At 57.6% G+C, this 22323-nt stretch carries 22 protein-coding genes; 11 read left to right on the forward strand and 11 right to left on the reverse strand.

Going from position 1 to position 22323, the window contains the following annotated elements:
• The first annotated feature begins 46 nt into the window (after positions 1 to 46).
• Positions 47 to 976, forward strand: a complete 930-nt coding sequence (gene cysD / locus ACO6TG_RS23900; RefSeq protein WP_422375485.1) for a sulfate adenylyltransferase subunit CysD — start codon at positions 47 to 49, stop codon at positions 974 to 976.
• Position 977: 1 nt separating this feature from the next.
• Positions 978 to 2912, forward strand: a complete 1935-nt coding sequence (cysN, locus tag ACO6TG_RS23905; protein ID WP_422375486.1) for a sulfate adenylyltransferase subunit CysN — start codon at positions 978 to 980, stop codon at positions 2910 to 2912.
• A 29-nt stretch (positions 2913 to 2941) separates the two neighbouring features.
• On the opposite strand, the gene galE is transcribed toward cysN, so the two are convergent.
• Entirely contained in the window at positions 2942 to 3931 is a 990-nt protein-coding gene (gene galE, locus ACO6TG_RS23910) for a UDP-glucose 4-epimerase GalE (RefSeq protein ID WP_422375487.1), read from the reverse strand.
• A gap of 194 nt (positions 3932 to 4125) precedes the next feature.
• Between galE and ACO6TG_RS23915 the strand changes: the two genes are divergently transcribed.
• Positions 4126 to 5139, forward strand: coding sequence for an NAD-dependent epimerase/dehydratase family protein (locus ACO6TG_RS23915; RefSeq protein ID WP_422375488.1), 1014 nt, complete (start codon positions 4126 to 4128; stop codon positions 5137 to 5139).
• Between the two features lie 9 nt (positions 5140 to 5148).
• Here the strand turns inward: ACO6TG_RS23915 and ACO6TG_RS23920 are convergent, their stop codons facing one another.
• Positions 5149 to 5625: a YbaK/EbsC family protein gene (locus tag ACO6TG_RS23920; protein ID WP_422375489.1), complete on the reverse strand. Its 477-nt coding sequence runs from the start codon at positions 5623 to 5625 to the stop codon at positions 5149 to 5151.
• A gap of 540 nt (positions 5626 to 6165) precedes the next feature.
• On the reverse strand, positions 6166 to 7326 hold the full coding sequence (locus ACO6TG_RS23925) for an NAD(P)/FAD-dependent oxidoreductase (RefSeq protein ID WP_422375490.1): 1161 nt from the start codon (positions 7324 to 7326) through the stop codon (positions 6166 to 6168).
• 122 nt (positions 7327 to 7448) lie between these two features.
• Between ACO6TG_RS23925 and mnmD the strand changes: the two genes are divergently transcribed.
• Complete coding sequence (mnmD, locus tag ACO6TG_RS23930) at positions 7449 to 8177, forward strand: tRNA (5-methylaminomethyl-2-thiouridine)(34)-methyltransferase MnmD (protein WP_422375491.1); 729 nt, start codon at positions 7449 to 7451, stop codon at positions 8175 to 8177.
• A 35-nt stretch (positions 8178 to 8212) separates the two neighbouring features.
• Here mnmD and ACO6TG_RS23935 read toward each other — a convergent pair whose 3' ends face one another.
• Positions 8213 to 9082, reverse strand: a complete 870-nt coding sequence (locus ACO6TG_RS23935; RefSeq protein WP_422375492.1) for a LysR family transcriptional regulator — start codon at positions 9080 to 9082, stop codon at positions 8213 to 8215.
• 157 nt (positions 9083 to 9239) lie between these two features.
• Between ACO6TG_RS23935 and bla the strand changes: the two genes are divergently transcribed.
• Together bla and ACO6TG_RS23945 are read left to right on the forward strand one after the other, a co-directional pair.
• Positions 9240 to 10136, forward strand: a complete 897-nt coding sequence (gene bla, locus ACO6TG_RS23940) for a class A beta-lactamase (RefSeq protein WP_422375493.1) — start codon at positions 9240 to 9242, stop codon at positions 10134 to 10136.
• A gap of 92 nt (positions 10137 to 10228) precedes the next feature.
• Positions 10229 to 10537: an EthD family reductase gene (locus ACO6TG_RS23945; protein WP_422375494.1), complete on the forward strand. Its 309-nt coding sequence runs from the start codon at positions 10229 to 10231 to the stop codon at positions 10535 to 10537.
• Here the strand turns inward: ACO6TG_RS23945 and ACO6TG_RS23950 are convergent.
• The 5 genes from ACO6TG_RS23950 to ACO6TG_RS23970 all read right to left on the reverse strand — a co-directional run bounded on the left by ACO6TG_RS23950 (position 10534) and on the right by ACO6TG_RS23970 (position 15292).
• Entirely contained in the window at positions 10534 to 11487 is a 954-nt protein-coding gene (locus ACO6TG_RS23950) for a 2-hydroxyacid dehydrogenase (RefSeq protein ID WP_422375495.1), read from the reverse strand. The genes ACO6TG_RS23945 and ACO6TG_RS23950 overlap by 4 nt on opposite strands.
• Positions 11488 to 11605: 118 nt before the next feature.
• Positions 11606 to 12745 (reverse strand): serine hydrolase domain-containing protein, encoded by a 1140-nt coding sequence (locus ACO6TG_RS23955; RefSeq protein WP_422375496.1) that lies wholly within the window; start codon positions 12743 to 12745, stop codon positions 11606 to 11608.
• A gap of 257 nt (positions 12746 to 13002) precedes the next feature.
• Positions 13003 to 13512 carry an SRPBCC family protein gene (locus ACO6TG_RS23960; protein ID WP_422375497.1) on the reverse strand — a complete coding sequence of 170 codons (510 nt, stop codon included), beginning with the start codon at positions 13510 to 13512 and terminating at the stop codon, positions 13003 to 13005.
• A gap of 20 nt (positions 13513 to 13532) precedes the next feature.
• Positions 13533 to 14408, reverse strand: coding sequence for an alpha/beta hydrolase family protein (locus ACO6TG_RS23965; protein ID WP_422375498.1), 876 nt, complete (start codon positions 14406 to 14408; stop codon positions 13533 to 13535).
• A 38-nt stretch (positions 14409 to 14446) separates the two neighbouring features.
• Positions 14447 to 15292: an SDR family oxidoreductase gene (locus ACO6TG_RS23970; RefSeq protein WP_422375499.1), complete on the reverse strand. Its 846-nt coding sequence runs from the start codon at positions 15290 to 15292 to the stop codon at positions 14447 to 14449.
• A gap of 151 nt (positions 15293 to 15443) precedes the next feature.
• On the opposite strand from ACO6TG_RS23970, the gene ACO6TG_RS23975 reads away from it, so the two are divergent.
• Positions 15444 to 16019: a TetR/AcrR family transcriptional regulator gene (locus ACO6TG_RS23975; RefSeq protein WP_422375500.1), complete on the forward strand. Its 576-nt coding sequence runs from the start codon at positions 15444 to 15446 to the stop codon at positions 16017 to 16019.
• A gap of 93 nt (positions 16020 to 16112) precedes the next feature.
• On the opposite strand, the gene ACO6TG_RS23980 is transcribed toward ACO6TG_RS23975, so the two are convergent.
• A complete protein-coding gene (locus ACO6TG_RS23980; protein ID WP_422375501.1) occupies positions 16113 to 16478 on the reverse strand; it encodes a metalloregulator ArsR/SmtB family transcription factor in 366 nt (121 codons plus the stop codon).
• Positions 16479 to 16724: 246 nt separating this feature from the next.
• On the opposite strand from ACO6TG_RS23980, the gene ACO6TG_RS23985 reads away from it, so the two are divergent.
• The 4 genes from ACO6TG_RS23985 (at position 16725) to ettA (ending at position 21654) form a co-directional block, all read left to right on the forward strand.
• The gene (locus ACO6TG_RS23985) at positions 16725 to 17744 is read left to right on the forward strand and encodes an acyl-CoA desaturase (RefSeq protein WP_422378943.1); all 1020 of its coding nucleotides are present in this window, start codon (positions 16725 to 16727) and stop codon (positions 17742 to 17744) included.
• Between the two features lie 38 nt (positions 17745 to 17782).
• On the forward strand, positions 17783 to 18838 hold the full coding sequence (locus ACO6TG_RS23990) for a hypothetical protein (RefSeq protein ID WP_422375502.1): 1056 nt from the start codon (positions 17783 to 17785) through the stop codon (positions 18836 to 18838).
• A gap of 90 nt (positions 18839 to 18928) precedes the next feature.
• The gene (locus tag ACO6TG_RS23995) at positions 18929 to 19747 is read left to right on the forward strand and encodes a hypothetical protein (protein WP_422375503.1); all 819 of its coding nucleotides are present in this window, start codon (positions 18929 to 18931) and stop codon (positions 19745 to 19747) included.
• Between the two features lie 257 nt (positions 19748 to 20004).
• Positions 20005 to 21654, forward strand: coding sequence for an energy-dependent translational throttle protein EttA (gene ettA, locus ACO6TG_RS24000; RefSeq protein WP_422375504.1), 1650 nt, complete (start codon positions 20005 to 20007; stop codon positions 21652 to 21654).
• A gap of 119 nt (positions 21655 to 21773) precedes the next feature.
• Here the strand turns inward: ettA and ACO6TG_RS24005 are convergent, their stop codons facing one another.
• Entirely contained in the window at positions 21774 to 22301 is a 528-nt protein-coding gene (locus ACO6TG_RS24005; RefSeq protein ID WP_422375505.1) for a ricin-type beta-trefoil lectin domain protein, read from the reverse strand.
• Positions 22302 to 22323: the final 22 nt, after the last annotated feature.

The raw sequence follows: 22323 nt of genomic DNA on the forward strand, positions 1-22323 counted from the left end.
GACCTTATGACGATGGCCGTTTTGGCGGCCCAACGGAAAAGCGAACATGAACATGCAATCTCAGGGGATCACACCCGAGCGCCTTAGCAATCTGAAGCGGCTGGAAGCGGAAAGCATCCACATCATCCGCGAAGTTGCCGCAGAATTCTCCAATCCGGTGATGCTGTATTCCATCGGCAAGGATTCAGGGGTGATGCTGCACCTGGCGATGAAAGCCTTTTACCCGTCGAAGCCGCCGTTTCCATTGCTGCATGTGGATACGACCTGGAAATTCCGGGACATGATCACGTTTCGTGACGAGACCGCAAAGCGTCTTGGCATGGATCTGATTGTCTATACCAACCCGGAAGGGGTGGCGAAGAACATCAACCCGTTTGACAACGGGTCTTCCGTACACACGCACATCATGAAAACCGAGGCGCTGAAACAGGCGCTCGACAAGTATGGTTTCGATGCGGCTTTTGGCGGTGCCCGCCGGGACGAGGAAAAATCGCGCGCCAAGGAGCGGGTGTTCTCCTTCCGCAATGCCAGTCACGGCTGGGACCCGAAGAACCAGCGGCCGGAACTCTGGAGCCTCTACAACGCCCGGGTTGCCAAGGGCGAAAGCATCCGTGCCTTCCCCCTGTCCAACTGGACCGAACTCGACATCTGGCAATACATCCTGACGGAAAACATTCCGATGGTTCCGCTCTATTTTGCTGCCAAGCGGCCAGTGGTGAACCGTGATGGCATGCTGATCATGGTCGATGACGAGCGCATGAAACTGCAGGCCGGTGAGACGGTTGAAGAGAAAATGGTCCGCTTCCGCACGCTCGGCTGTTACCCGCTGACCGGCGCCATTGAATCGGACGCCGACACGCTGCCCGCCATTGTCCGTGAAATGCTGATTGCCCGTACGTCGGAGCGCCAGGGGCGCCTGATTGACAAGGACGAAAGCGCCTCAATGGAAAAGAAGAAGCGCGAAGGATATTTCTAAGATGACCATCACCGATATCCAGACCTCCACCGAAACGGCTGTTACCGATTATATCCTGGCACAGGAAACCAAGGACCAGCTGCGCTTTCTCACCTGCGGTTCCGTGGATGATGGCAAGTCGACCCTGATCGGCCGCCTTCTTTACGACACCAAGCTGATCTTCGAAGACCAGCTTGCGGCACTGGAACGCGATTCCAAAAAACACGGTACGGTCGGCGAGGAGATCGATCTCGCTCTCCTGGTTGATGGTCTTGAAGCCGAGCGCGAGCAAGGCATCACCATTGATGTCGCCTACCGTTTCTTTGCCACCGAGAAGCGCAAGTTCATCGTTGCCGATACGCCGGGGCACGAACAATACACCCGCAACATGGCCACCGGCGCGTCAACCGCGGATCTTGCTGTCCTGCTGGTCGATGCCCGCAACGGTCTGATGGTCCAGACACGACGCCATGCGTTCATTGCCTCCCTTTTGGGCATCCGGCATGTGGTGCTGGCGATCAACAAGATCGATCTGGTTGGCTATTCGCAGGAACGATTTGAAGAAATTCGCAAGGAGTTCGAAACCTTTGCCAATGGTTTCGACTTTGAGACCCTGCAGGCGATCCCCATGTCGGCGCGCTACGGTGACAATGTCACGGCCAGCAGCGACAAGATGGGCTGGTATTCCGGACCGACACTCCTGGAACACCTGGAAACCATCGAAGTCGGCGAGCATGTTCTCGAAGCACCGTTCCGGTTCCCGGTCCAGTGGGTCAACCGCCCGAACCTCGATTTCCGCGGCTATTCCGGAACGGTCGCCAGTGGCAGCGTTGCCGTTGGAGATGACCTTGTTGTCGCCGGACCGGCCAAGATTTCCAAGGTGAAGTCGATCATTGGGGCGGGCGGTGAAGTGTCCGCTGCCCGGGCCGGTGAGGCGGTCACCATCACCCTGGAAGACGAGATCGACATTTCCCGTGGCGATCTTCTGTCATCGACGGCACACCGGCCGGAGGTGGCTGACCAGTTCGCGGCCCATGTCATCTGGATGTCTGACGAACCCTTGCTGCCCGGACGGCCGTATCTTTTGAAGATCGGTACGCGAACCGTCACGGCGACGGTTTCGGAAATCAAGCACAAGATCAACGTCAACACGTTTGAGCATGTTGCCGGCAAGACGCTTGAGCTGAACGAGATTGCGTTCTGCAATTTCGCACTGTCGTCCTCCGTGCCGTTCGACCCCTATGAAGCCAACCACACGACCGGCTCGTTCATCCTGATCGATCGCATGTCCAACGCCACCGTTGGCGCAGGCATGATCTGGTTCGCGTTGCGTCGGGCGAGCAACATCCACTGGCAGGCACTTGATGTCGACAAAGCCGCGCGTTCGGAAAAGCTCGGTCAAAAACCGGCCGTTCTGTGGTTCACGGGTCTGTCTGGTTCGGGCAAGTCGACCATAGCTTCGATTGTGGAGAAGAAGCTGCATGTCGATGGCCGGCACACCTATACGCTCGATGGCGACAACGTCCGGCACGGGCTCAACAAGGATCTTGGCTTTACCGATGCCGACCGGGTGGAAAATATCCGCCGCGTGGGTGAAGTCGCCAAACTCTTCGCCGACGCGGGACTGATCACGCTGGTGTCCTTTATCTCGCCGTTCCAGTCCGAGCGGCAGTTGGCGCGCGATCTGATGCCCGAAGGCGAATTTATCGAGGTCTTTGTCGATACGCCGATCGAAGAATGTCGAAAACGGGATCCGAAGGGGCTTTATGCCAAGGCCGACCGCGGTGAGATCAAGAACTTCACCGGCATTGACAGCCCGTATGAGGCTCCCGTGAACCCGGAAATCCATATCCGTAATGTCGGTCGGGAGCCTGAGGAAATTGCCGAGGAAATCGTCGATTACCTGCGTCAGAACGGGTTCCTGAGCAGCTTCGGAGTGGATGGCGAAGGTATCTGATTGGTCCCGGCCGGCGAAACGACGCGCACCTATACGCGGTTACGCCGGCCGAGCGCCTGTTCCCATCTGAAGGCATCGCCCACAATACGATCTATGTTGTCCAGACTGGGCGTCCAGTTGAGTTCGGACCGGGCGAGGCGGCTGTCGGCGACGACCTCCGGGCAGTCGCCGGCGCGGCGTTCACCCATTTCGACGGTGAAATCGTTGCCGGACACGGTTTTGACCGCGCGCACCACGTCGAGCACCGAATATCCCCGGCCATACCCGCAATTGGCAACCAGATTGCCGCCGCCCTGACGCATCCGTTCCACGGCGAGCCTGTGCGCCGCGGCAAGATCCGAGACGTGAATATAGTCCCGGATGGCCGTGCCGTCTGGCGTGTCATAATCCTGGCCGAAAACGGTGAGCGCGGGCCTTTTGCCAAGAGCGGTTTCGCACGCAACCTTGATGAGATTGGTGGCATCACGGGTCGCCTGTCCGGCTCGTCCCTCCGGGTCTGCTCCTGAAACGTTGAAGTAGCGGAGCGCAGTAACGGTCAGGTCATGGGCCCTGGAAGTGTCCTGCAACATCCGTTCGGTCATCAGTTTGGAAGCACCATAAGGTGCCTCCGGGTGAACCGGCGCCGCTTCAGAGACGGGGACACTGTCCGGCTGCCCGTAAACGGCAGCCGTCGACGAGAAAACAAAATGCTTGATACCGCAGGCAACCGCAGCTTCGACGAGGCCGAGTGAGTTTACGGTGTTGTTGCGATAGTATTTCAGGGGATTTTCGATCGATTCCGGCAGGATAATCGAACCCGCAAAATGGATGATGGTTTCAATGGAATGTGCGCGCAGCACGTCCTCGACGGCGTCCCTGTCCGCGATGTCATACTGAAAAAACGGCACATTCTCCGGCACCAGCCAGTCAAAGCCGGTGCTGAGATTGTCGATCACCACCGGTGTCTCTCCGGCATCCAGGAAACTCAGGACGGTGTGACTGCCGATGTAGCCGGCTCCGCCGGTAATCAGAACGGTCATCTTTATTCCATCCTTCCTGTCAGCTCGGCCGCCAGATCCGACCCTGATACGCGATTCCAGTCGCTGGCAGCAAATGAACAAAGCGGCCTTTGGCGGGACTTTCCGATTGCCCGTTGAAGCGAAGCCTTTTATGACCACGCCGTTGACCTGAATTTTTCTGACCAAAAATCCGATTTGAAAGGCTTTGGCGCGACATGAAAACCGTTCTGGTGACCGGCTCGGCGGGATTTATCGGTTATTTCCTTTGCACCCGCTTGCTGCAGGATGGTTTCCGGGTCATCGGTCTCGATGCGATGACTGACTACTATGATGTCCGGCTCAAGCAGAGACGTCAGCAGATGCTGTTGCAGCACGAGCAATTCACGGCGGTGAACGACCGGGTTGAAACACCCGATCTCCTGATGTCGCTGTTCCGCACCGAAACGCCCGACGTCGTCATACACCTGGCAGCGCAGGCCGGTGTGCGCTACTCGATCGAACAGCCACGCTCCTATCTGGAAAGCAACATTTGCGGCACGTTCGAACTGCTGGAAGCGGCTAGAGCCTACCCGCCGGAACATATGCTGCTGGCATCAACCTCGTCGGCCTATGGCGCCAACTCCGAGATGCCATATACGGAGACCGACAAGGCTGATCACCAGATGTCGTTTTACGCCGCGACCAAGAAAGCGACGGAATCGATGGCGCATTCCTATGCGCATCTCTATCACCTGCCGGTCACGATGTTCCGTTTCTTCACGGTGTATGGTCCATGGGGGCGGCCCGACATGGCGCTGTTCAAGTTCACTAAGGCCATTCTCGAGGATCGCCCGATCGACGTTTACAACCACGGCGACATGAGGCGCGACTTTACCTACGTGGAAGACCTGGTCGAGGGCATTCGCTTGTTGATAGACGCCGTGCCCCAACGGCTGGAAGAAGGCGAAACCGTCCCGGAAGGTGACAGCCTGTCGCCAGTTGCCCCGTGGCGGGTGGTCAATATCGGCAATTCCAATTCCGTTCAGCTGACCGATTTCATCGAGGCGATCGAAGCAGCCACCGGCAAACGGGCAGAGCGCAACCTGATGCCGATGCAGGCGGGCGATGTGCCGGCCACCTGGGCCAACGCGGATCTTCTGCAAACTTTGACGGGTTATCGCCCGAAAACGAACGTTCAGGAAGGCGTCGCAAAATTTGTTGCCTGGTACCGCGACTATTACGGCGTTTGAAACGCCTGATCAGTCGGCGGTCACCGGTGGCTGACAGACATCCACCCATTCTGCCGCGGTAATCTCCGCAAGACGCAGCGGGGAAATCCGGACAGCGGCATTGGTCGCACCGGCCGCAGGGATCACGATGTCGAAATCCTTTAGGGAAACGTCGCAATAGACCGGCAGTGGTTGCGCCAGACCAAAGGGGCAAACGCCACCAACCGGATGACCAGTCAGACGCTCGACTTCATCTAGGCCCAGCATTTTCACCTTGCCGCCAAAGGCTGCCTTTGCCTTCTTGTTGTCCAGCCGTGCATCGCCGCGGGCGACCACCAGGAATATCCGGTCCTTGAGCTGGAAGGACAAGGTCTTGGCGATCTGGCCCGGTGTTACCCCATGTGCCTTGGCGGCGAGGTCCACGGTCGCACTGCTGTCGTCAGTCACGATGACGTCAAGGTCGGGAGCAACTGCACTCAGATGGGCGCGGACGCTTTCTAGGCTCATGGAAAAAGTCTTTCATCAAACCGGCGGGAACTCGAAAGGGATGAATACAGGTGCCCCGTGCAATCTGGCAAGTCTGCCGAGAATTTGTGCATATCTGCAATTGAAGACTGTCCCAAATTAACAATGTATTCATTATGATCTTAAACGGGTTTTAACCATTAGGTACTTAAACGGTACATTGACGGAGAACTGGGATCATCCTTGGACCTCCGCGGTTTGTGTCTTTTAAGGAATGCCTCAATGGCAAGGGCCATGACCACTGCATCGCAAGTTTGTCCTCCAGGGCAGGAGGAAGACGAGCACTATGATCGTGTGGCAAATCGGGGTGGGACCATGAACATGCCGCTCTTGGTGGCAAAAAATCTCCTGTTCTGGGGATCTATATCGGTCAGCCTCTATGGGCTGTATGCCGTGGTCGCCGTTCTCTGATTGCTGCCCGCAGATGCGCGTTGGCAGATGTTCCCTGAAGATGTGAACGCTACCTCTCTCATTTTATTTCCGAACCTGAACAGCTCGAAAGCCGTTCAGGTGCCAAAGCCGTCAGCGATCTGCGTCGAGACGGTTGGCGCCGAAATGATGGTCTGGCCGAAACGTCGCGGGCAGGGGAATGACGGGTTTTTTTCCTGAAATCTCGGCAATGAGCGCGTCGGCGATCAGATGGGCGATGCCGAAGGAAATCTTGAAGCCTCCGGTTGCTGCAAAGACCTTTTCATGCCCGGGCAAGCGGCCGACAAGCGGATCGCGTTTGTGGCAACGCGGCCGAATGCCGGCCCAGTCGGAAATCACCTCTCGCCCCTTGAGCGGCGGACAGAATGCCGTTGCCCGTTGCAGCAGTTCGGTGGATCTGTCTGCTGACGGGAGATCGTCCTGAAATTCTCGATCAGACGTGCTGCCGATAGCGACAGTGCCATTGGCATGGGGAACGACATAGAGACCGTCGCAATAGATGGCAGGCCGGTCTTCCAGGCCCTTTCCATCCAGAAGCAGAGCCTGCCCTTTTTCACCCCGTCCGACGCGCTCGCCGGTCAATCGCTCGATCAGGTCGAAGGCGGCAAAGCCGCCTGTGACGACAAGTGAACGGGCTCTTGCCACCACCTGTCCGCCGACACTCTCAATCCTTGAGTTCGTCGGATCGAAGCCGGTCACCTCGATGCCTTCCATCAGGGTGCCGCGTTGACGGACAAACGCTGAGAGAGCGGCAAGGTATTGCCGCGGAGAAATGCGTGCTGCCAGGGTTTCATAGACAATGCCATGGGGCGCGGCGGCCGCGTCCAGCCAGTCCGACCGGCTTCCTGCCGCCTCGACGACATAGGTGAAACCGGTTTCCTCCGACTTCCAGCGAAGCCTGCTTTCCTCCGCCCGTTCCAGGTGGTGCTCAAGCTTGTCTGTCGTGGTCAGCGGCAGAATGCGGCCGCAGCGGGCATAGCTGCAGGTCTGTCCGGTCTCCGTTTCCAGCAGGCGGATACGCTCCTCCAGACAGGATAGGGCCTGGAACTGGAATTCCTTCTTCGGGTTCCAGCGGGCCGGCATGTGCGGCATCAGGGCGCCAAGGACACCGCCACTTGATCCGGCCCCGACATGGGCCCGGTCGAACACCACTGTCTTCAGCCCCGCTTCGATCGCCGCACGTGCGATGGCCAGCCCGAAAATGCCGGCGCCGGCGATGGCAACGTCATAAGTGTCCGAGGCGGCAGGGGCCATGGCGAAAATCGTCCCAGAAAGTTGAATGTTCGGTCCGCGTCTCTTATGAGATCGCATGGGATACGGCAGGGTCTCGAAAGGCCCTTGCCGCAAACCGCACCTTCTAGGCAGAACAGGGCAAGATGTCTACCAAAGCGCCGGATCTGGAGTGGTTGGAGGGCGATGTGCCGCGGGCCGGCGCCTTCGACGACACGTATTTTTCCAGGGCAGGAGGATTGGCGGAAACACGACATGTGTTTCTGGCCGGCAACCGCTTGCCAGAGCGTTTTACCGCGCGCAAAAGTTTCACCATTGCTGAATTCGGCTTCGGCACAGGGCTCAATTATCTGACAACTCTAGCCGCGCTGCACCCTTTGGACACTGCTCCGGAGTTGACCTTCCTGTCGTTCGAGATGTTTCCCATGTCGGTGGATCAGCTGGCCAGAGCCCTCTCTGCCTTTCCGGAACTCGGTGACCTTGCGGAACAGCTCCTTGGGAAGTGGGCACCGCAGCCTGGATGGAATTGCCTGACCGTTGCAAACACGCAGCTCTTTCTGGGCATCGGCGATGCCAGGGAATTGATTCCCTCCATCAACGCGGGGCACGGGGAAAACACCCTGCAGGCGCCGCAGCTTGATCCTGTCGACGCCTGGTATCTGGACGGTTTCAGCCCGTCGAAGAACCCGGAACTCTGGGACCTGGACCTTTTGAAGACCGCCGCTGCCCTGACCGCACCGGATGGCACGCTGGCCACCTATACAGCCGCCGGCTGGGTGCGCCGCAATCTGGAAGCCGCAGGGTTTGCGATTGAAAAGGTGCCGGGTTTTGCGGGCAAACGGGAAATGGTTGTCGGCGTGAAGGCACAGGTCTGACCCCCGTTGCAGAGGCACACTGGAGTGGTGAAAGGCTAGCTTTCCATCACTCCCTGAAGCCAGGTTCGAAACTGTGTCATTGCGGCGCTTTCCTCGCGGGACTTCAACCAGGTCAGCCAGTAGCTGCCGGTCAAAACGCTCGCCCTGAAAGGCTGCACCAGCCGCGCGGACCGAAGATCGTTTTCGAACATGCAGACCGGCACCAGTGCAACACCTGCGCCTTGCGCGGCGGCTTCCGCCATGGTCAGGGAACTGTCGAACATCCATCCTCGTGCCTGAGGCGGTGTCAGGGAAACGCTCTGGAACCATCTCGACCATTCGTCCATCCGGTAGCTGCGCAGCAGTGGTTCGCCAAGCAGATCCGCGTGCGTCTTCAGTCTTTCGGCTGTTTCCGGCGTGCAAACCGGTGAAAACGGTGCATCCATCAGGTGCAGGGCGTTGGTGCCGTGCCAGGCGCCGTCTCCGAAGCGGATGAAACAATCCAGGCCGTCGGCAAGGATGTCGGCCCGGTTGTTGTTGGTCTTCAGCCGCAAATCGATATGCGGGTGCTGGCGGGAGAAGTCGGGAACACGGGCGAGCAGCCAGCCGGTGGCGAATGTGCCGACGACGCCCAGTGTCAGCACTTCCTGATAGTTTCCATCTTCGATGCGGCTGAGCGCGGCCCGCATTCGCTGAAAGGCATCCGTCAACACCGGGAGCAGGGCCTGGCCCTCGTCTGTCAGGGCGACGCCGCGCGGAAGGCGTTCGAACAACGTGATGCCGAGCAGGTCTTCCAATGCTTTCACCTGGTGGCTGATTGCGGTTTGAGAAACGTGCAGCTCGAGCCCGGCGCGGGTGAAGCTTGTCAGCCGGGCGGAGGCCTCAAAGGCGCGAAGCGCGTTGAGCGGCAGCTGGGAAACATCCATGGAACTCTCAATATGGCCAAGTTTTTTTCATGTCAGACCGGAGTAATCATCATTTGCGTAATATCTATGGCAACGGCACGTTGATCCTGCTTCTGCGACCGCCCCGGGGGGCAACCGGGCGACAGCAGATCTGACCAAACCAGGAGAGACGATCCTAATGTTGCGATTGACCCGAAACATTGCCCTTGCAAGTGCCGTCCTTGCCGGACTGTCCTTGTCGATACCCTTTGAGGCCGTCAGAGCGGCCGACTTCGTTGCAACGCCCCTGGCATCCGCTGTGCTCGATGCCGAAAAACGTCTGTCTGCCCGCGTTGGTGTCTCCGTTATCGATCTTGAAACGGACACCAGGTGGCAGAACCGGGCGGACGAGAGGTTCCCGACCAACAGTACGTTCAAGACCTTCCTGTGCGCGGCGTTCCTGGATGCAGGGGCGAAGGGGGCAGTTGATCCGGACCGGGCGATTGTTATTCGCCAGAGCGATATCGTGTCCTATTCGCCGGTCGCCAAGGAGAAGGTCGACGGCGCCCCCGTCACGCTTCGCGAGTTGTGCGCGACGACGGTGACCATCAGTGACAATGCCGCTGCCAACCTGGTGATGAAAGAGCTTGGTGGGCCTGAGGCCGTAACGGCTTATCTGCGCAGTATTGGCGATGAGGTGACCCGTGTTGATCGGTGGGAACCCGAAAGCAACAGCGGCATTCCGGGGGACGCACGAGACACGACCAGTCCAAATGCTGCGGCTGAAACCTTGAAAAAACTGGTCCTGGAAGAGACCTTGCCCGACGCCGAACGCCGGCTGCTGACAGAATGGCTGATCGGCAACAAGGTCGGCGACGCGACCTTGCGTGCGGGCCTGCCGGAGGGCTGGCGCATTGCCGACAAGACGGGTGCCGGTGCCAACGGCTCGCGCAACAACATCGCGGTGATCTGGCCGGACGGACGCAAGCCGGTGGTGATCGCGATCTACATCACCCAGACCGCAGCCTCCTTCAAAGCCCGCAATGCGGCCATCGCCGATATCGGCCGGGCGCTGGCGGCAAGCCTCGCGCCCTGACGGGCACGGTCCTGAGTTGACGCCGTCAGGACTTCCCGTTCGAATGGGTTGCATCGGGTCCAGTCCGGAACCGGTGCAACCGGGAGGCAATGATGGCCGTTTCTCTACAAGTTCTTTATCCGATCCTACCTGATACCACCTTCGATCACGACTATTACAGCGCCACGCATATGCCGCTGGTCAACGAACATATGGGTCCGTTTCTCTTGATGGTTCAGGCGTCAAAAGGCGTGGCGGGCGGCCCAGATACGCCGCCGGACTTTTATGCGATCGCAACGATGGTGTTTGAAAACCAGGAGAAACTGTCGCTTGCGATGCAGGCCGCCGGCCCGGTTCTAGAGGACATTCCGAACTATACCAACACCAAGCCACAGATCCTGATCGGCGAAGTGATCGGCTAGCCACCCATCTCCGGAACCGGCGTGACTGCCTTGCCCGTCTCGAACCAGGCATTCAGATTGTCGACCACCAGCTGGCCCATGGCGTTGCGGGTTGCCTGGGACGCTGAGCCGACATGGGGAAGCACGGTAACGCGCGGGAGCTCCAGGAGCGCCGGCGGCACATGTGGCTCGGCTTCGAAAACATCCAGGCCGGCACCCTGAATAGTGCCGGCTTTGAGTGCCTCGGTCAGGGCAGCTTCGTCGACGACCGTGCCGCGACCGACATTGATGATGATTCCGTTGGAGCCAAGGGCTTCCAGAACGTCCGCATTGACCGCGTGATGTGTCTCAGGCCCGCCGGGCGCGACCACCATCAGCGTGTCGCAGGCCTTTGCAAGGTCGACCAGGCGTTCATGGTAGGGATAGGTCACATCGTCCTGTCTGCGGCGACCAAAGTAACGGATGGACATGCCAAAGGCCTCCGCACGTGCAGCGATGGCCTTGCCAATCCGGCCTAGCCCGAAAATGCCGAGTGTACGGCCGCGCAACGTTCCTTGGGTCAGCGGGTAGGGACCCTTTGCTTCCCAGTTGCCCTGCCGCAGCCACCTTTCCGCCTGGCCGAATTCGCGCACCGTCATCAACATCAGTCCGAGGGCGGTGTCGGCGACTTCCTCGGTCAGCACGTCCGGCGTGTGGGTGACCATCACCTGGGCTGCAAGGCAATCGTCGGTGTTGATATGGTCATAGCCGACACCGAAGCTGGAGAGGATCTCCGCATTCGGGAGTTTGGAGAGCAGTGCGGCGTTGACCGGCCCGAAGGCCATGGCGATGCCGCGGACCTTTGGCCCGATCTCCGCCAGCATCGCGTCCGGGTCTTCCGCCTCATAGAGCCGGTACACGGTGTAGCGCGCGTCAAGCTGTTCCTGAACGATCGGCAGCATCGGGCGGGGCATCAGGATATCGATGGTCATGAAAGGGATCCGGTGGCGGGAAGACTGAGAAGAGCGACATGGAGCCGTGAAAATACAAAAAACGAAGCGGAGGGAAAGTCAAACTTCGGAACTTTGTCAGCTTGTGGATCGGTCCGGCTCACCCGTCCTTTCGGCCGTAGAGATAGGTCTCCAGTATCTGCATCGCTTCAAAGGCGTTGCCGAGGTCGTCGTCCAGACCGGCGACGAAGATCAGGTCTCCCTGATCGGCATAGTCGCCCCACTGGGCGGAAAACAGATCGTTGCCGCCATCATGCCAATAGACCCGCCCGATCCCTTTGACATCCTGCACGACCAGTCCATAACCGTAGTGGCTGACAGCGTCCTCGTCTTCTGAAATATGGGCAGTGTGAATTGCGGCAAGTGTTTCCGATTGAACGATTTTCCCCTCTAGGACGGCGCGGCGGAACCGAAGCATCTCCGGAACCGTGGAGAGCAGACCGCCGTTTCCGATCAGGTTCCAGAAAGGGGCGTGTCCGCCCCAGCTGGCTTCCCATATGTCCTGGCCATTCTTCGTCCTGATCGACCGGGTTTTGTCATAGACGTTGAGATATCCGGTGTTCTCAAATCCGAGTCCGGACAGAACATCCTGCTGCAGATACTCTTCGTAGATTTTGCCGGACCGCAGCTCGATGATTGCAGCAACGAGGCCATATCCGACGTTGGAATAGGCGTAGGCCTCACCGGGGGGCGACTGCAGTTTGCTGCGAAAAACCCGTTCGAGAAACTCCTGCCGATCGACCGGTTCCTCGTCGTCTCCAACGGCCTCGACCAAGCCGGCTGAATGTGTGAGCAGCTGGTGCAGGGTAATCCCTGCCTTGTCCTCCGGAACGTCCGGAAAAATCTCCGAAAGTGTCTCGTCAAACCGGACCTTGCCGTCGTCAACCAGCTTTGCAGTCATGACGGCGGTCACCGTCTTGGTCACGGAATTGATGTCGATCTGCATCGTTTCCGGATCGATCCAGTCTTCGTCAAGGCTGCCAAACTCCTGAATGCGAATGGGACCTCCCTTGTGAGACACGCCGACAACAACGGGAAGGTTGGCATCGGCGATCTTGCTGAGCGCATGTTGCAGCCGGGCATCGAAGGGAGCCTCTATGCCAAGAACCGGGGCAGACGACGCTGGGTCCGGTTGCCCAGTCATATGCCCAAAAAAGACAAGGCCAGCAACAAGGACGGCACAACAGGCAAGGCCGAGCGCAAAGAATGGTCTGCGATGATAGGCGTTTCGCAAGAACAAGCGGTGCTCCAGGTTGGGCATCCTTAAAGGGACACTCCGTGCAGACGATCCGGCGCAAGCCTGGTCGTCTCACACATCAGTCCTGATGGCACTCTCTATAAGTGTGCTGCGGGTAGTGTTGTCTTTTTGGTTGGCGGAATCAAGGCGCAAAGAACCGCGCAGCTGGCGCGTGCAAGCGGCAACGGGTCAGCTGTCGTTCAACCTGGTTTTGTCTCCTGGCCCTGTTCATGTTCTTGCCCATGACCGTGTTGGGTGTTTCATTCATCAGACCCATGCAATAGCAACAAGACGCGCTCCTTCACAGCAGCCGAAGTCTGTTGATAGGCTGGTTGAACCCAAGAAGAATCCCAGACCCAAAGATAAGCGCCTCGGTCGATTTCAAGCTGGATCAGCCTTGTTCCACCATTTACAGGCACAAGTTCCCAAGAATGGTCGAAGGTCAAGAGGCCTGAAAGGCCGCCTTGCTGGCGAAGCTTACGTAAAGGCACGAACTCGGAGATCCTGGCCTTGATGGTGAGCACCCCATCCGGGGACTGAACCTTGTTGACGACCTTTGCCCCATTCCGATAGGAACCTTCGACCTCAATGAAGACAGGATTCCAGGCGGGATAACTTTTTGTATCCATAAGCACTTCCCAGACAATCTCCGGCGAAGCGGGTATATGGATCTCGGTGTGGAAAGTTTTGCGTCCGGTCAGTGCTAGTGTGGCAAAGAGTAGAAGCAGGAGCGCGGTTGAACCGGCGCCCCATTTCAGCACAGTGATCATTATGGATTGTCCTGGCTGTCTCACAGATGCCGGTCAAACCAGCTTGTGACGGACGCGGGCTCGCGGCCGATGTAGTCATAGGCAGCGAACCGGTTTTTTTCGATGTCGAGCCACATCATCTCCTTGTCGCAGGTCAAACCGTCATAATAGGCCTTGACCATGTCCAGGTTGGTCCAGGGGTCGTTCTTGTTCTGGACGACGAGCGTTGGCATGGATATTTTTCCCACGTCGTTGAGGAAGGACCGGTCTCCAAGATCATATCCGATACGGCTTTGGGTTACCTTGCCACCTGCACGGCGGAGAAAGCCAGGCATTCCGAACGCATCGAGGAAGTAGTTGTAAAGCAGAGGCTGGACAGCAACCATGGCTTTCACGTTTTGACGCGCACTCATGCCGTCTTCCATTCCGTAGGCATAGGTCGTTGCGCCTGCACCCATGCAGATTGACAGGAGACCGATCTTTGCTCCCTGGAAACCGGGTCGGTTGCCGATGTAATCCACTGCGGCCAGAACGTCCTTGGCTTCTTCCGGGCCCCAGGTAACCCACGGGGTCGGGCCGGCGTCGCTCTCTCCATGGCCGCGCAGGTCATACATCAAAACGGAATAGCCTTGGTCGGCCAAAAATTTAGCCTGGCGCAGAAATGAGATGTTTGTCTTCCAGGGTTTGATCAGACCCTTGCCCTTCGGGCAGTAGCCTGCCCGATTGCACTGGACGCCAAAGTGGCTTTGCACGATCACCCGGTCCGTGCCGCCCTTGATGAGCCAGCCGCGCAGGGTAACCCCATCGCTTGTTTTGAATTCAACGTTGTCATGGTCGAGGCCATAGTTCGCCGGGTCGTCAAAGAGAGGGGACTGAAACGGCTTGACCATCATGTCTGAAATCATGTTGCCAAACATATTGAATGGTTCCTTTGAAGTGTTTGGGGGAGTCAGGATTAGGCCTGGGGCAGCAGCATCGTGCGCATCTGCTCCAAGAATGCCTGTCGCGACGGAGCGGACTGGATCATGCTGTCCAGCATCCGGGCGTCTGCTCCGGTCGGGTTGTGAATGGGGGCATCCTTTGATGTCGCGCAGGAATAGATGGCATCGGCGACCTCCTGAGGGTCCGCCAGGTCTCCACCCTGTTGCGCCATTTGCTCTCCCAACGCTTCGATATGCGCACGCAGTTTCCTGGAATATCCGGCTACCTGATCATCACCGACGTCTAAAGCATTGTCCGTGTTGGCACCGAAACGAGTGGTCGGGTAAGCGCCCGGCTCGACAACATGAACCCGGACACCGAACGCTTCGCACTCCAAGGCCATTCCCTCCGAAAGCCCGTTCAACGCGAACTTGCTGGCAGAATAAAAAGCATTGCCCGGCAGCCCCAGCAATCCGGCCATGGAAGACACGTTGACAATGGTGCCGTGGCCCTGCTTGCGCATCATTGGCAGCACTGCGCGCATGGTATTGACCGGGCCAAAGACGTTGGTTTCAAACATCGCCCGCATGGCCGCATCGTCGAATTGTTCGAAAAGGGCATGACCGCCATAGCCCGCATTGTTGACCAGGCAATCGATTGAGCCGAAGCGCTGCACGGTTTCCGTGACAGCTGCTTGAATGCTGGCGGTGTCGGTCACGTCGAGACGCACCAGAGCAACACCGGGCAGGTCTCTCAGGTCGGTATCTTTTTCTGGTGCACGCATCGTGGCCATCACGTTCCAGCCATTTGCGCTGAACGTTCTGACCGCCAGTTGTCCAAATCCGCTCGAGCAGCCGGTGATGAGAACAGTTTGGGCCATGTTTTGCCTCTTCAATTCTTGTCAAAAAATTTTCCTTCGCCCTTTTTAGATTTACATTCATACATAAAATGTCAAGTTATCTGTCAGAAAAAAGTTTACAAAGTGATCAGATCTGTCTAACTGACATTCCCAAGACACTGAAAAGACAGCCATGTCGGAAACTGAAAAGAAGATCATCGAAGCCGCCATTCGCGTGTTCGTGCGCTACGGGGCCCGCAAAACAACGATGGCGGACATCGCTTCTGAGGCGGATGTCTCGCGCCAGACGCTTTATGCCTCCTTTGGAGGCAAGGACGATCTCATCGTCGCGTCCATCCGCTACATTACCGGACGCAACCTGGAGCGGGTTCGGTCTCTGCTGCCGGAATGCAGTTCGCTCGGTGAACAGCTTGAGGTTTACTTCGCCGAGACGGTGGTGAAGTCATTTGAGTTGCTGCAGTCCTCCTCGGATGCGGCCGACCTGGTTGCCGGTCACAACGAAGCAGGAAGGGACGCCATTCTCCAGTCGCATCAGCTGCACAAAGAGCTGATCGGCAGTCTCCTTGTGCCTTACACACGGCAAATTGGTGCGACGGGTCAGTCCCCGGCGGATATGGCAAGGTTCATCGTTGCGGTCGTCATGGGCTTCAAGACAGAAGCCAAGACCCGTGACGAGCTGGACCAGCTGCTGAAATCACTGAAGATCGTGGTTCTGTTGGCGGCAGAAGGTGCCCAGCCGGTGACATGATCTACCAATCGTGTTTAGCCAGTCGCGACATGTTGTTTGGTGATCGGAAAGAGAACAGCTTTTCAGTCGTGGAGTGCTGAAAGTCGCACGGTCTTAGGTGCCTTGCTCTTCGTTCCTGTCCTTCAAGGCTGCGCTTTCCTTCTTGAGAGGTCGGGACACAGGGCAGACTTCCTGAACGTAGCTGTTGAGTGTGTTGGTCAGGCTTTCCTGCACGATGGAATAGTGCACATACTGGCCGCGCTTTTCCTTGCGCACCAGTCCCGCACTTTCCAATACACCAAGGTGTTGGGAAATCGACGGTTTCGACATGTCGAAACGGTCGGCGATTTCGCCGGCGGTCAACGAGCTGTGGGACAGATAGGCCAGGATCTTACGCCGCGGCGCGGAAGCAAGGGCCTCGAATATTTTCTGGATGCCGCCGGACTCTGCCGCGTTCAGAGACTCCTGCAGGTCACTCATTTTCTGCGCTCCGGTTCCTGGACGATTCAAAATAGCAATTAGGCGGTTGCCTAATTATCTAACAGATGGTAATTAGCTTACAGCCTAAATAGTGGACGTCTGTTCCAAAGGCAAGCACCCACCGGTCACGGCGGATCCGTCACGAACCAAACCAGCATGCTTTCGGAGAGGTCTCCGGAAGGTGAGAACCTGCGCCCGTTTGCCGGGAAGGAGGGGAGTATCATGTCTTCAGTTCCATATCCCTCGATGAAGGCCGTCTCGACGGAGCGCGTTTCGTCCGATGGTGGCGCCAATCCGGTAGAAGGCGAGGTCGTCTTCAAACCCGTCAAGGCCATCTGGATCGGCGGCATGACGGCCGCCGCTCTGGTGGCCGGCCCATTGACGGCAACGCCCGCTGCTGTTGCCGTCTTTGCCATTTTGACCGCGATCACGATCTGCGGTGGCCATTCGGTTGGCATGCACCGGCTCCTGATCCACCGCTCCTTCCGAACCCACCGGGCCATTGAGCGGTTTCTGGTCTATCTCGGTGTCCTGGTGGGCATGGCCGGTCCGTTCGGCATGATCCGGCTGCACGATTTTCGTGACTGGGGCCAGCGCCAGCCAGACTGTCATGATTTCTTTTCCCACCGGTCCGGCTTCTGGAATGATGCCTGGTGGCAGCTTTGTTGCGGCATCAAGCTGAAGAAGGAACCCCGGTTCACAATCGAAGACGCAGTCGCCAGCGACCCGTTTTACCGGTCCGTCGAAGCCACCTGGATGGCGCAACAGCTTGTCATTGCCGTGCCGCTTTATCTCCTTGGCGGTCTGCCCTTTGTGGTCTGGGGTGTGTGTTGCCGTGTCTCGGTGTCTCTCATCGGGCATTGGCTGGTCGGTTATTTTGCGCATCAGCCAAAGGACCACCTGCTCTTCATCGAAGGTGCTTGCGTTCAGGGCTACAATCTGCCGAGGCTCGGCCTTGTCACGTTCGGAGAAGCCTTCCACGAAAACCATCACGCGTTCCCGAACTCCGCGAAGCTGGGGATTTTGCCGGGTCAGACAGATCCGGGCTGGTGGCTGGTGAAAACCCTTGAACGGCTTGGCCTTGCCTGGCAGGTGAAGACACCGGAAACGCTGGAGGCGCGTGAGGGGCTGACGGTGAATGGGAACAGCGAGGAACCGGCACGTCTCCCGCACTGGCTTGCCGACCTGCCGCAGGTGGCGCCCAGAAAATCCAGTGGAAAAGGGCACCGGGTCAAGACGTCAACCAAACTGTCACAAATGATGTGATACCAAGTGATGCACTTTAGGGTTGTTTGGTGGTGGCTATGGTCAATAGGTTCCTGGGCAGCATTGTCGCTGCAGTTTCGACGGTTTGTATCTGCATTGCCTTGCTGATGCCGGTCTCCACAGTGAACGCGCAGGCCAATGAAGAGGGGCTCGTGGGTCCCTTCGATGCGGTCTATTTCGACAGAACGGTCGACAATCCGCACAAGATCCGCGAGACGGTTCCCAGCATTGCCATCCAGTTCGATGGGCACGACGGGTTTCAGGGAATCAAGGCCAATAGATTTGCGGCCTCCTGGAGCGGCTTTGTGTCGTTTGACAGACCGGTCACCAAGCTGGTCCAGGTCAGCCAGGGGCACGCAAAAACGCGGATCAAGATCAACGGAACCGTTGTCTATGAGGGCGGTTCGAACGCGGAGTTCGAACATGCATTTGCACCCGGCGAACACCTTGTTGAAGTCTTTCACATCAACAATTGGCACACGGTCGAATTCAAGGTCACGATCCAGGACAAAATCCGGCTGTTCTCGGCAAACGAGCTGGCAAGCCAATTCACTGCCCTGCAGCAGCGCCCGCGCGACCTCGTCTATTTCGGGCTCTACGGGAGTAGATCAAAAGACCTATCCGTCAATATCGACCTCTCGGAGCACCTTGAAGGGGCGGTGGTCTGGCTGGATTCCTACGAGGCCATCGACTGGACCTTTAGAAGAGACCCTGGCATCCGGGCCGTCGTGATTGCCGCCTATACGCCGGGATCCAGAGTGATCGGACTGGACGGCAACGTTCCTGTCTTTCACACACGCGACACGCTGGACGTTCGTTCGAAGCCCAAGACGCGCTGCACCTGTTCGGGAGCTGTCTTCCACTGTGAGAACCAAGGCCGGTGGGCCGCGTTAGAAGAGCGCCTGTACGAACGCACCGGCGCTCAGATCACGGCGATTGCCGCAGAATCCTCGGCTGAAAGCCTGCGCCCGGAGGCATTCGATCAGGCCCTGCGCAAAGCAATTGCCGTGGATGCGGAAAAGGTGAAGCAGGCGGAAGCGGCCTGCAAAAAGAGGCGCAATCCGGATTTTGATACGTTGTTCGAAAATCAGTAGTGTTGCCTTAACCTGCTCCGGCCGCGTTGTGGTGCGACGAAGGCTTTGGCTGGAGCGTCACCGCAAAGCCTTTCTGTCGAGCAGTGGTAAATGGCGAGAAAACCTACATGGAAACCTATTGAAGTAGCAGAAGCTGGCTATCTAAGGATAATTAGCGATTCAATACAAAATTTAGAAAAAAAAGTAGAAGATGTTTTTTTTCCCTTGGTGGAAGGGGACCTAATAGTCGGTAGTGATTATTCGGGGCAGCACAAAGGGGCCAGCCACGAAGCCTACTCGTTTATTGTGACGAGTGATGTATTTTTCGTCGAGTGGTTGGGGCAATTGGCGGAATTCCGAAGACAATGGCTCCCAGATGGGCGCAGGCTTTCGTTCAAGAAATTAAATGAAAACGTTCGTTGGAAAAGCCTGCCGCATTTCTTGACACTTTCAGGCGAACTCAAAGGTAATCTTATAACGATACTGGTTTCGAATGAGATTAAATCCTTCATTGCTGGTGGTCCTGATTCAATAGTGGAAGCGTTTCCAGACTGTTTTAGTGCTGGTATTAATCTCGGAACCGCAGAAAAAATGTTTAGACTCGCAAGCTTTCAAGCAATGATTTTATCTTGTTTTCGCAAGGAAGCACAAACTTCGTTCTGGGTTAGTGACCATGATGAGACTTTAGACAGCCATGAAAAACGAGAAGATTTTGGCAAGATGGCGTCTTTGATTAATTTTGGAATTTCAAATTGGTCGAAACCTGCACCACATTACTTCACAACAACTGAGCTTGAGGATGCGCCATATTGGTCTGAAGACTTGGTTGCAATTGCAGACATCGCAGCCGGTGCTTACTGCAAAATGAGCAACGTTATTCCCAAATATTTTGGTTGTCGGAATTGGTCTGTAATACTTGCTAGTGAATAAGTGACTGATCAACGAGCAAAAACGGTCGGAAATTGGTTGTCGATTGCGGAGAAGAATTTGAGGCACGTGTTGCTCAGATTGGAAGTTGGTGAGGGAGGCGGAGTAATTGCAATTGCGCAGTTAATGACTGATAGAGATACTCGCATTTAAGTCGATTTCAATACGATTCCCCCCATTGCCCCACGGTCAAAACTCCCCTAAAAGACCCGGCAGAATTCCAAAGAATCCCGTCAGCTTTAGTGGAGAAGCGGAGCCCCATGGCGCGCCAGTTCATTTATCACATGCATGGCCTGTCCAAGGCCTATAACGACAAGAAGGTCCTCGACAACATTCATCTGTCCTTTTACCCGGACGCCAAGATCGGCATCCTGGGTCCGAACGGGGCTGGTAAGTCGACGCTCTTGAAGATCATGGCCGGTATCGACAAGGAATATTCCGGCGAAGCCTGGGCGGCAGAAGGCGCCAAGGTCGGCTACCTGCCGCAGGAGCCTCAGCTCGACAATTCCAAGACGGTGATGGAAAACGTCATGGAAGGTGTCGCCCACAAGCAGGCCAAGCTCGACCGATACAACGAGCTGATGATGAACTACTCGGACGAGACCGCCGAGGAAGGGGCCCAGCTTCAGGACGAAATCGACGCCCAGGACCTGTGGAATCTGGAAAGCCAGGTGGAAATGGCGATGGAAGCCCTGCGCTGCCCGCCGTCTGACAGCAGCGTTGAGAACCTTTCCGGCGGTGAGCGCCGCCGTGTCGCGCTTTGTAAACTGCTCCTCAGCGAACCGGATCTCCTGCTTCTCGACGAACCGACCAACCACCTGGACGCTGAAACCGTCCACTGGCTGGAACGGCATCTCAGAGAGTTCAAGGGCTCCGTCCTGATCATCACCCACGACCGCTACTTCCTGGACAATGTCACCGGCTGGATCCTGGAGCTCGACCGCGGTCAGGGCATCCCGTACGAAGGCAACTACTCGGTCTATCTGGAAAAGAAGACCAAGCGTATGGAGCAGGAAGGCCGCGAGAACATGGCCCGCTCCAAGGCGATTTCGCGCGAGCGCGAGTGGATGGGCATGTCACCCAAAGGTCGTCAGACCAAATCCAAGGCCCGTATCAAGGCCTATCAGGACCTGGTCGCCATGCAGGAAGAGCGGCAGCCGTCCATCGAGCAGATCCTCATCCCGGTCGGAGAGCGCCTTGGCGCCAACGTCATCGACCTGGAAGGTGTTTCCAAGGGCTTTGAAGACCGGCTTCTGATCGACAACCTGTCCTTCAAGCTGCCGCGCGGCGGCATTGTCGGTGTCATCGGCCCGAACGGCGCCGGTAAATCGACCCTGTTCAAGATGCTGACCGGCCAGGAAAAGCCGGACAGCGGCAATGTCACCATCGGCGACAGCGTCCAGCTCGGTTATGTCGACCAGTCCCGTGATGCGCTCGACCCGAACAAGACGGTCTGGGAAGAGATTTCCGGCGGTGCCGAGGTGATCTATCTCGACGACAAGGAAATCAACTCGCGCGCCTATTGCTCGTCCTTCAACTTCAAGGGCCCGGCTCAGCAGGCCAAGGTCGGCGACCTCTCCGGTGGTCAGCGCAACCGCGTTCACCTCGCCAAGGTTCTGAAAAAGGGCGCCAACGTGCTGCTGCTCGATGAGCCGACCAACGATCTCGACACCGAAACCCTGGCTGCTCTCGAGGATGCGCTGGAAAATTACGCCGGCTGCGCCGTAGTCATCAGCCACGATCGTATGTTCCTCGACCGTCTGGCGACCCACATGCTGGCCTTCGAAGGCGACAGCCACGTGGAGTGGTTCGAAGGCAACTTCGAAGACTACGAAAAGGACAAGGTCCGCCGCCTGGGAGCCCATGCCGCCGACCCGCGCCGGATCAAGTACAAGCCGCTGACGCGTTAAGCGAAGCGGCAAACACCGAAACTGGAAAAGGCGGCCCGATCGGGCCGCCTTTTTCGGTTTTGCGCAGCGTCTGGTGAGCGGGGCCGAGAGGAGCCGGACAGGACCGCTCAAAAGGCGGCTTACTCCTGGATCACCCACTGTTTCTGTGGCGCCGGTGTTGACGTGCAATCGGCAAGAGCCAGGTCGCGGGACACGAACGGGCCTGCCTGACGTGTTTCGCCAGGGCTTGCCAGGCAAAGCTCGGTGGCTCCCTTCGGGTGAAACTCAAGCTTGCCCACATCGTAGGTGAAGGCCTGCAGCGGCGTATCTGAGCAGTTAAGAAGACCGAGACTTACACCGGCTGCGGCCGGTTGCAGCAGTTCCGCGCAGAGGTTCTCGAATGTTGCAGAGCGGATCTGGCCGGATTTCGGGTCATAGAGAAACTGGACATCACCGCCTTGCGGTTTGCAGGAATGGGCATGCAGGCGGTCCGACAGGCCGCGGCCGACGGTGTCGATGCAGAAGCCGAGCTTCTGGTTTTCATCCAGATTGTCCGCCAGAAAGATCACCGGGGCAGGTGTCTTCAGGTCGGGCGGAGACGCCTGGGCGTTGTGGGTTCCTGAAAGCAGCAAAAGCGCTGCGACTGCAGCAAGGCCGGTGCGGATCATGAGCAACTCCAGAACTTGAAAG

Source organism: Roseibium sp. (assembly GCF_965233565.1).
Classification (GTDB): Bacteria; Pseudomonadota; Alphaproteobacteria; order Rhizobiales; family Stappiaceae; genus Roseibium.

Bases quoted from the DNA above. Each gene is read 5' to 3' on its own strand.
- ACO6TG_RS23960 (WP_422375497.1), bottom strand. From the start codon at position 13,512: ATGATCACTGTGCTGAAATGGGGCGCCGGTTCAACCGCGCTCCTGCTT.
- ACO6TG_RS23995 (WP_422375503.1), top strand. From the start codon at position 18,929: ATGGCGAGAAAACCTACATGGAAACCTATTGAAGTAGCAGAAGCTGGC.
- cysN (WP_422375486.1), top strand. From the start codon at position 978: ATGACCATCACCGATATCCAGACCTCCACCGAAACGGCTGTTACCGAT.
- galE (WP_422375487.1), bottom strand. From the start codon at position 3,931: ATGACCGTTCTGATTACCGGCGGAGCCGGCTACATCGGCAGTCACACC.
- ettA (WP_422375504.1), top strand. From the start codon at position 20,005: ATGGCGCGCCAGTTCATTTATCACATGCATGGCCTGTCCAAGGCCTAT.
- ACO6TG_RS23915 (WP_422375488.1), top strand. From the start codon at position 4,126: ATGAAAACCGTTCTGGTGACCGGCTCGGCGGGATTTATCGGTTATTTC.
- mnmD (WP_422375491.1), top strand. From the start codon at position 7,449: ATGTCTACCAAAGCGCCGGATCTGGAGTGGTTGGAGGGCGATGTGCCG.
- ACO6TG_RS23965 (WP_422375498.1), bottom strand. From the start codon at position 14,408: ATGTTTGGCAACATGATTTCAGACATGATGGTCAAGCCGTTTCAGTCC.
- ACO6TG_RS23935 (WP_422375492.1), bottom strand. From the start codon at position 9,082: ATGGATGTTTCCCAGCTGCCGCTCAACGCGCTTCGCGCCTTTGAGGCC.
- ACO6TG_RS23975 (WP_422375500.1), top strand. From the start codon at position 15,444: ATGTCGGAAACTGAAAAGAAGATCATCGAAGCCGCCATTCGCGTGTTC.
- ACO6TG_RS23990 (WP_422375502.1), top strand. From the start codon at position 17,783: ATGGTCAATAGGTTCCTGGGCAGCATTGTCGCTGCAGTTTCGACGGTT.
- ACO6TG_RS24005 (WP_422375505.1), bottom strand. From the start codon at position 22,301: ATGATCCGCACCGGCCTTGCTGCAGTCGCAGCGCTTTTGCTGCTTTCA.
- cysD (WP_422375485.1), top strand. From the start codon at position 47: ATGAACATGCAATCTCAGGGGATCACACCCGAGCGCCTTAGCAATCTG.
- ACO6TG_RS23970 (WP_422375499.1), bottom strand. From the start codon at position 15,292: ATGGCCCAAACTGTTCTCATCACCGGCTGCTCGAGCGGATTTGGACAA.
- ACO6TG_RS23985 (WP_422378943.1), top strand. From the start codon at position 16,725: ATGAAGGCCGTCTCGACGGAGCGCGTTTCGTCCGATGGTGGCGCCAAT.
- ACO6TG_RS23950 (WP_422375495.1), bottom strand. From the start codon at position 11,487: ATGACCATCGATATCCTGATGCCCCGCCCGATGCTGCCGATCGTTCAG.
- ACO6TG_RS23925 (WP_422375490.1), bottom strand. From the start codon at position 7,326: ATGGCCCCTGCCGCCTCGGACACTTATGACGTTGCCATCGCCGGCGCC.
- ACO6TG_RS23920 (WP_422375489.1), bottom strand. From the start codon at position 5,625: ATGAGCCTAGAAAGCGTCCGCGCCCATCTGAGTGCAGTTGCTCCCGAC.
- ACO6TG_RS23945 (WP_422375494.1), top strand. From the start codon at position 10,229: ATGGCCGTTTCTCTACAAGTTCTTTATCCGATCCTACCTGATACCACC.
- bla (WP_422375493.1), top strand. From the start codon at position 9,240: ATGTTGCGATTGACCCGAAACATTGCCCTTGCAAGTGCCGTCCTTGCC.
- ACO6TG_RS23980 (WP_422375501.1), bottom strand. From the start codon at position 16,478: ATGAGTGACCTGCAGGAGTCTCTGAACGCGGCAGAGTCCGGCGGCATC.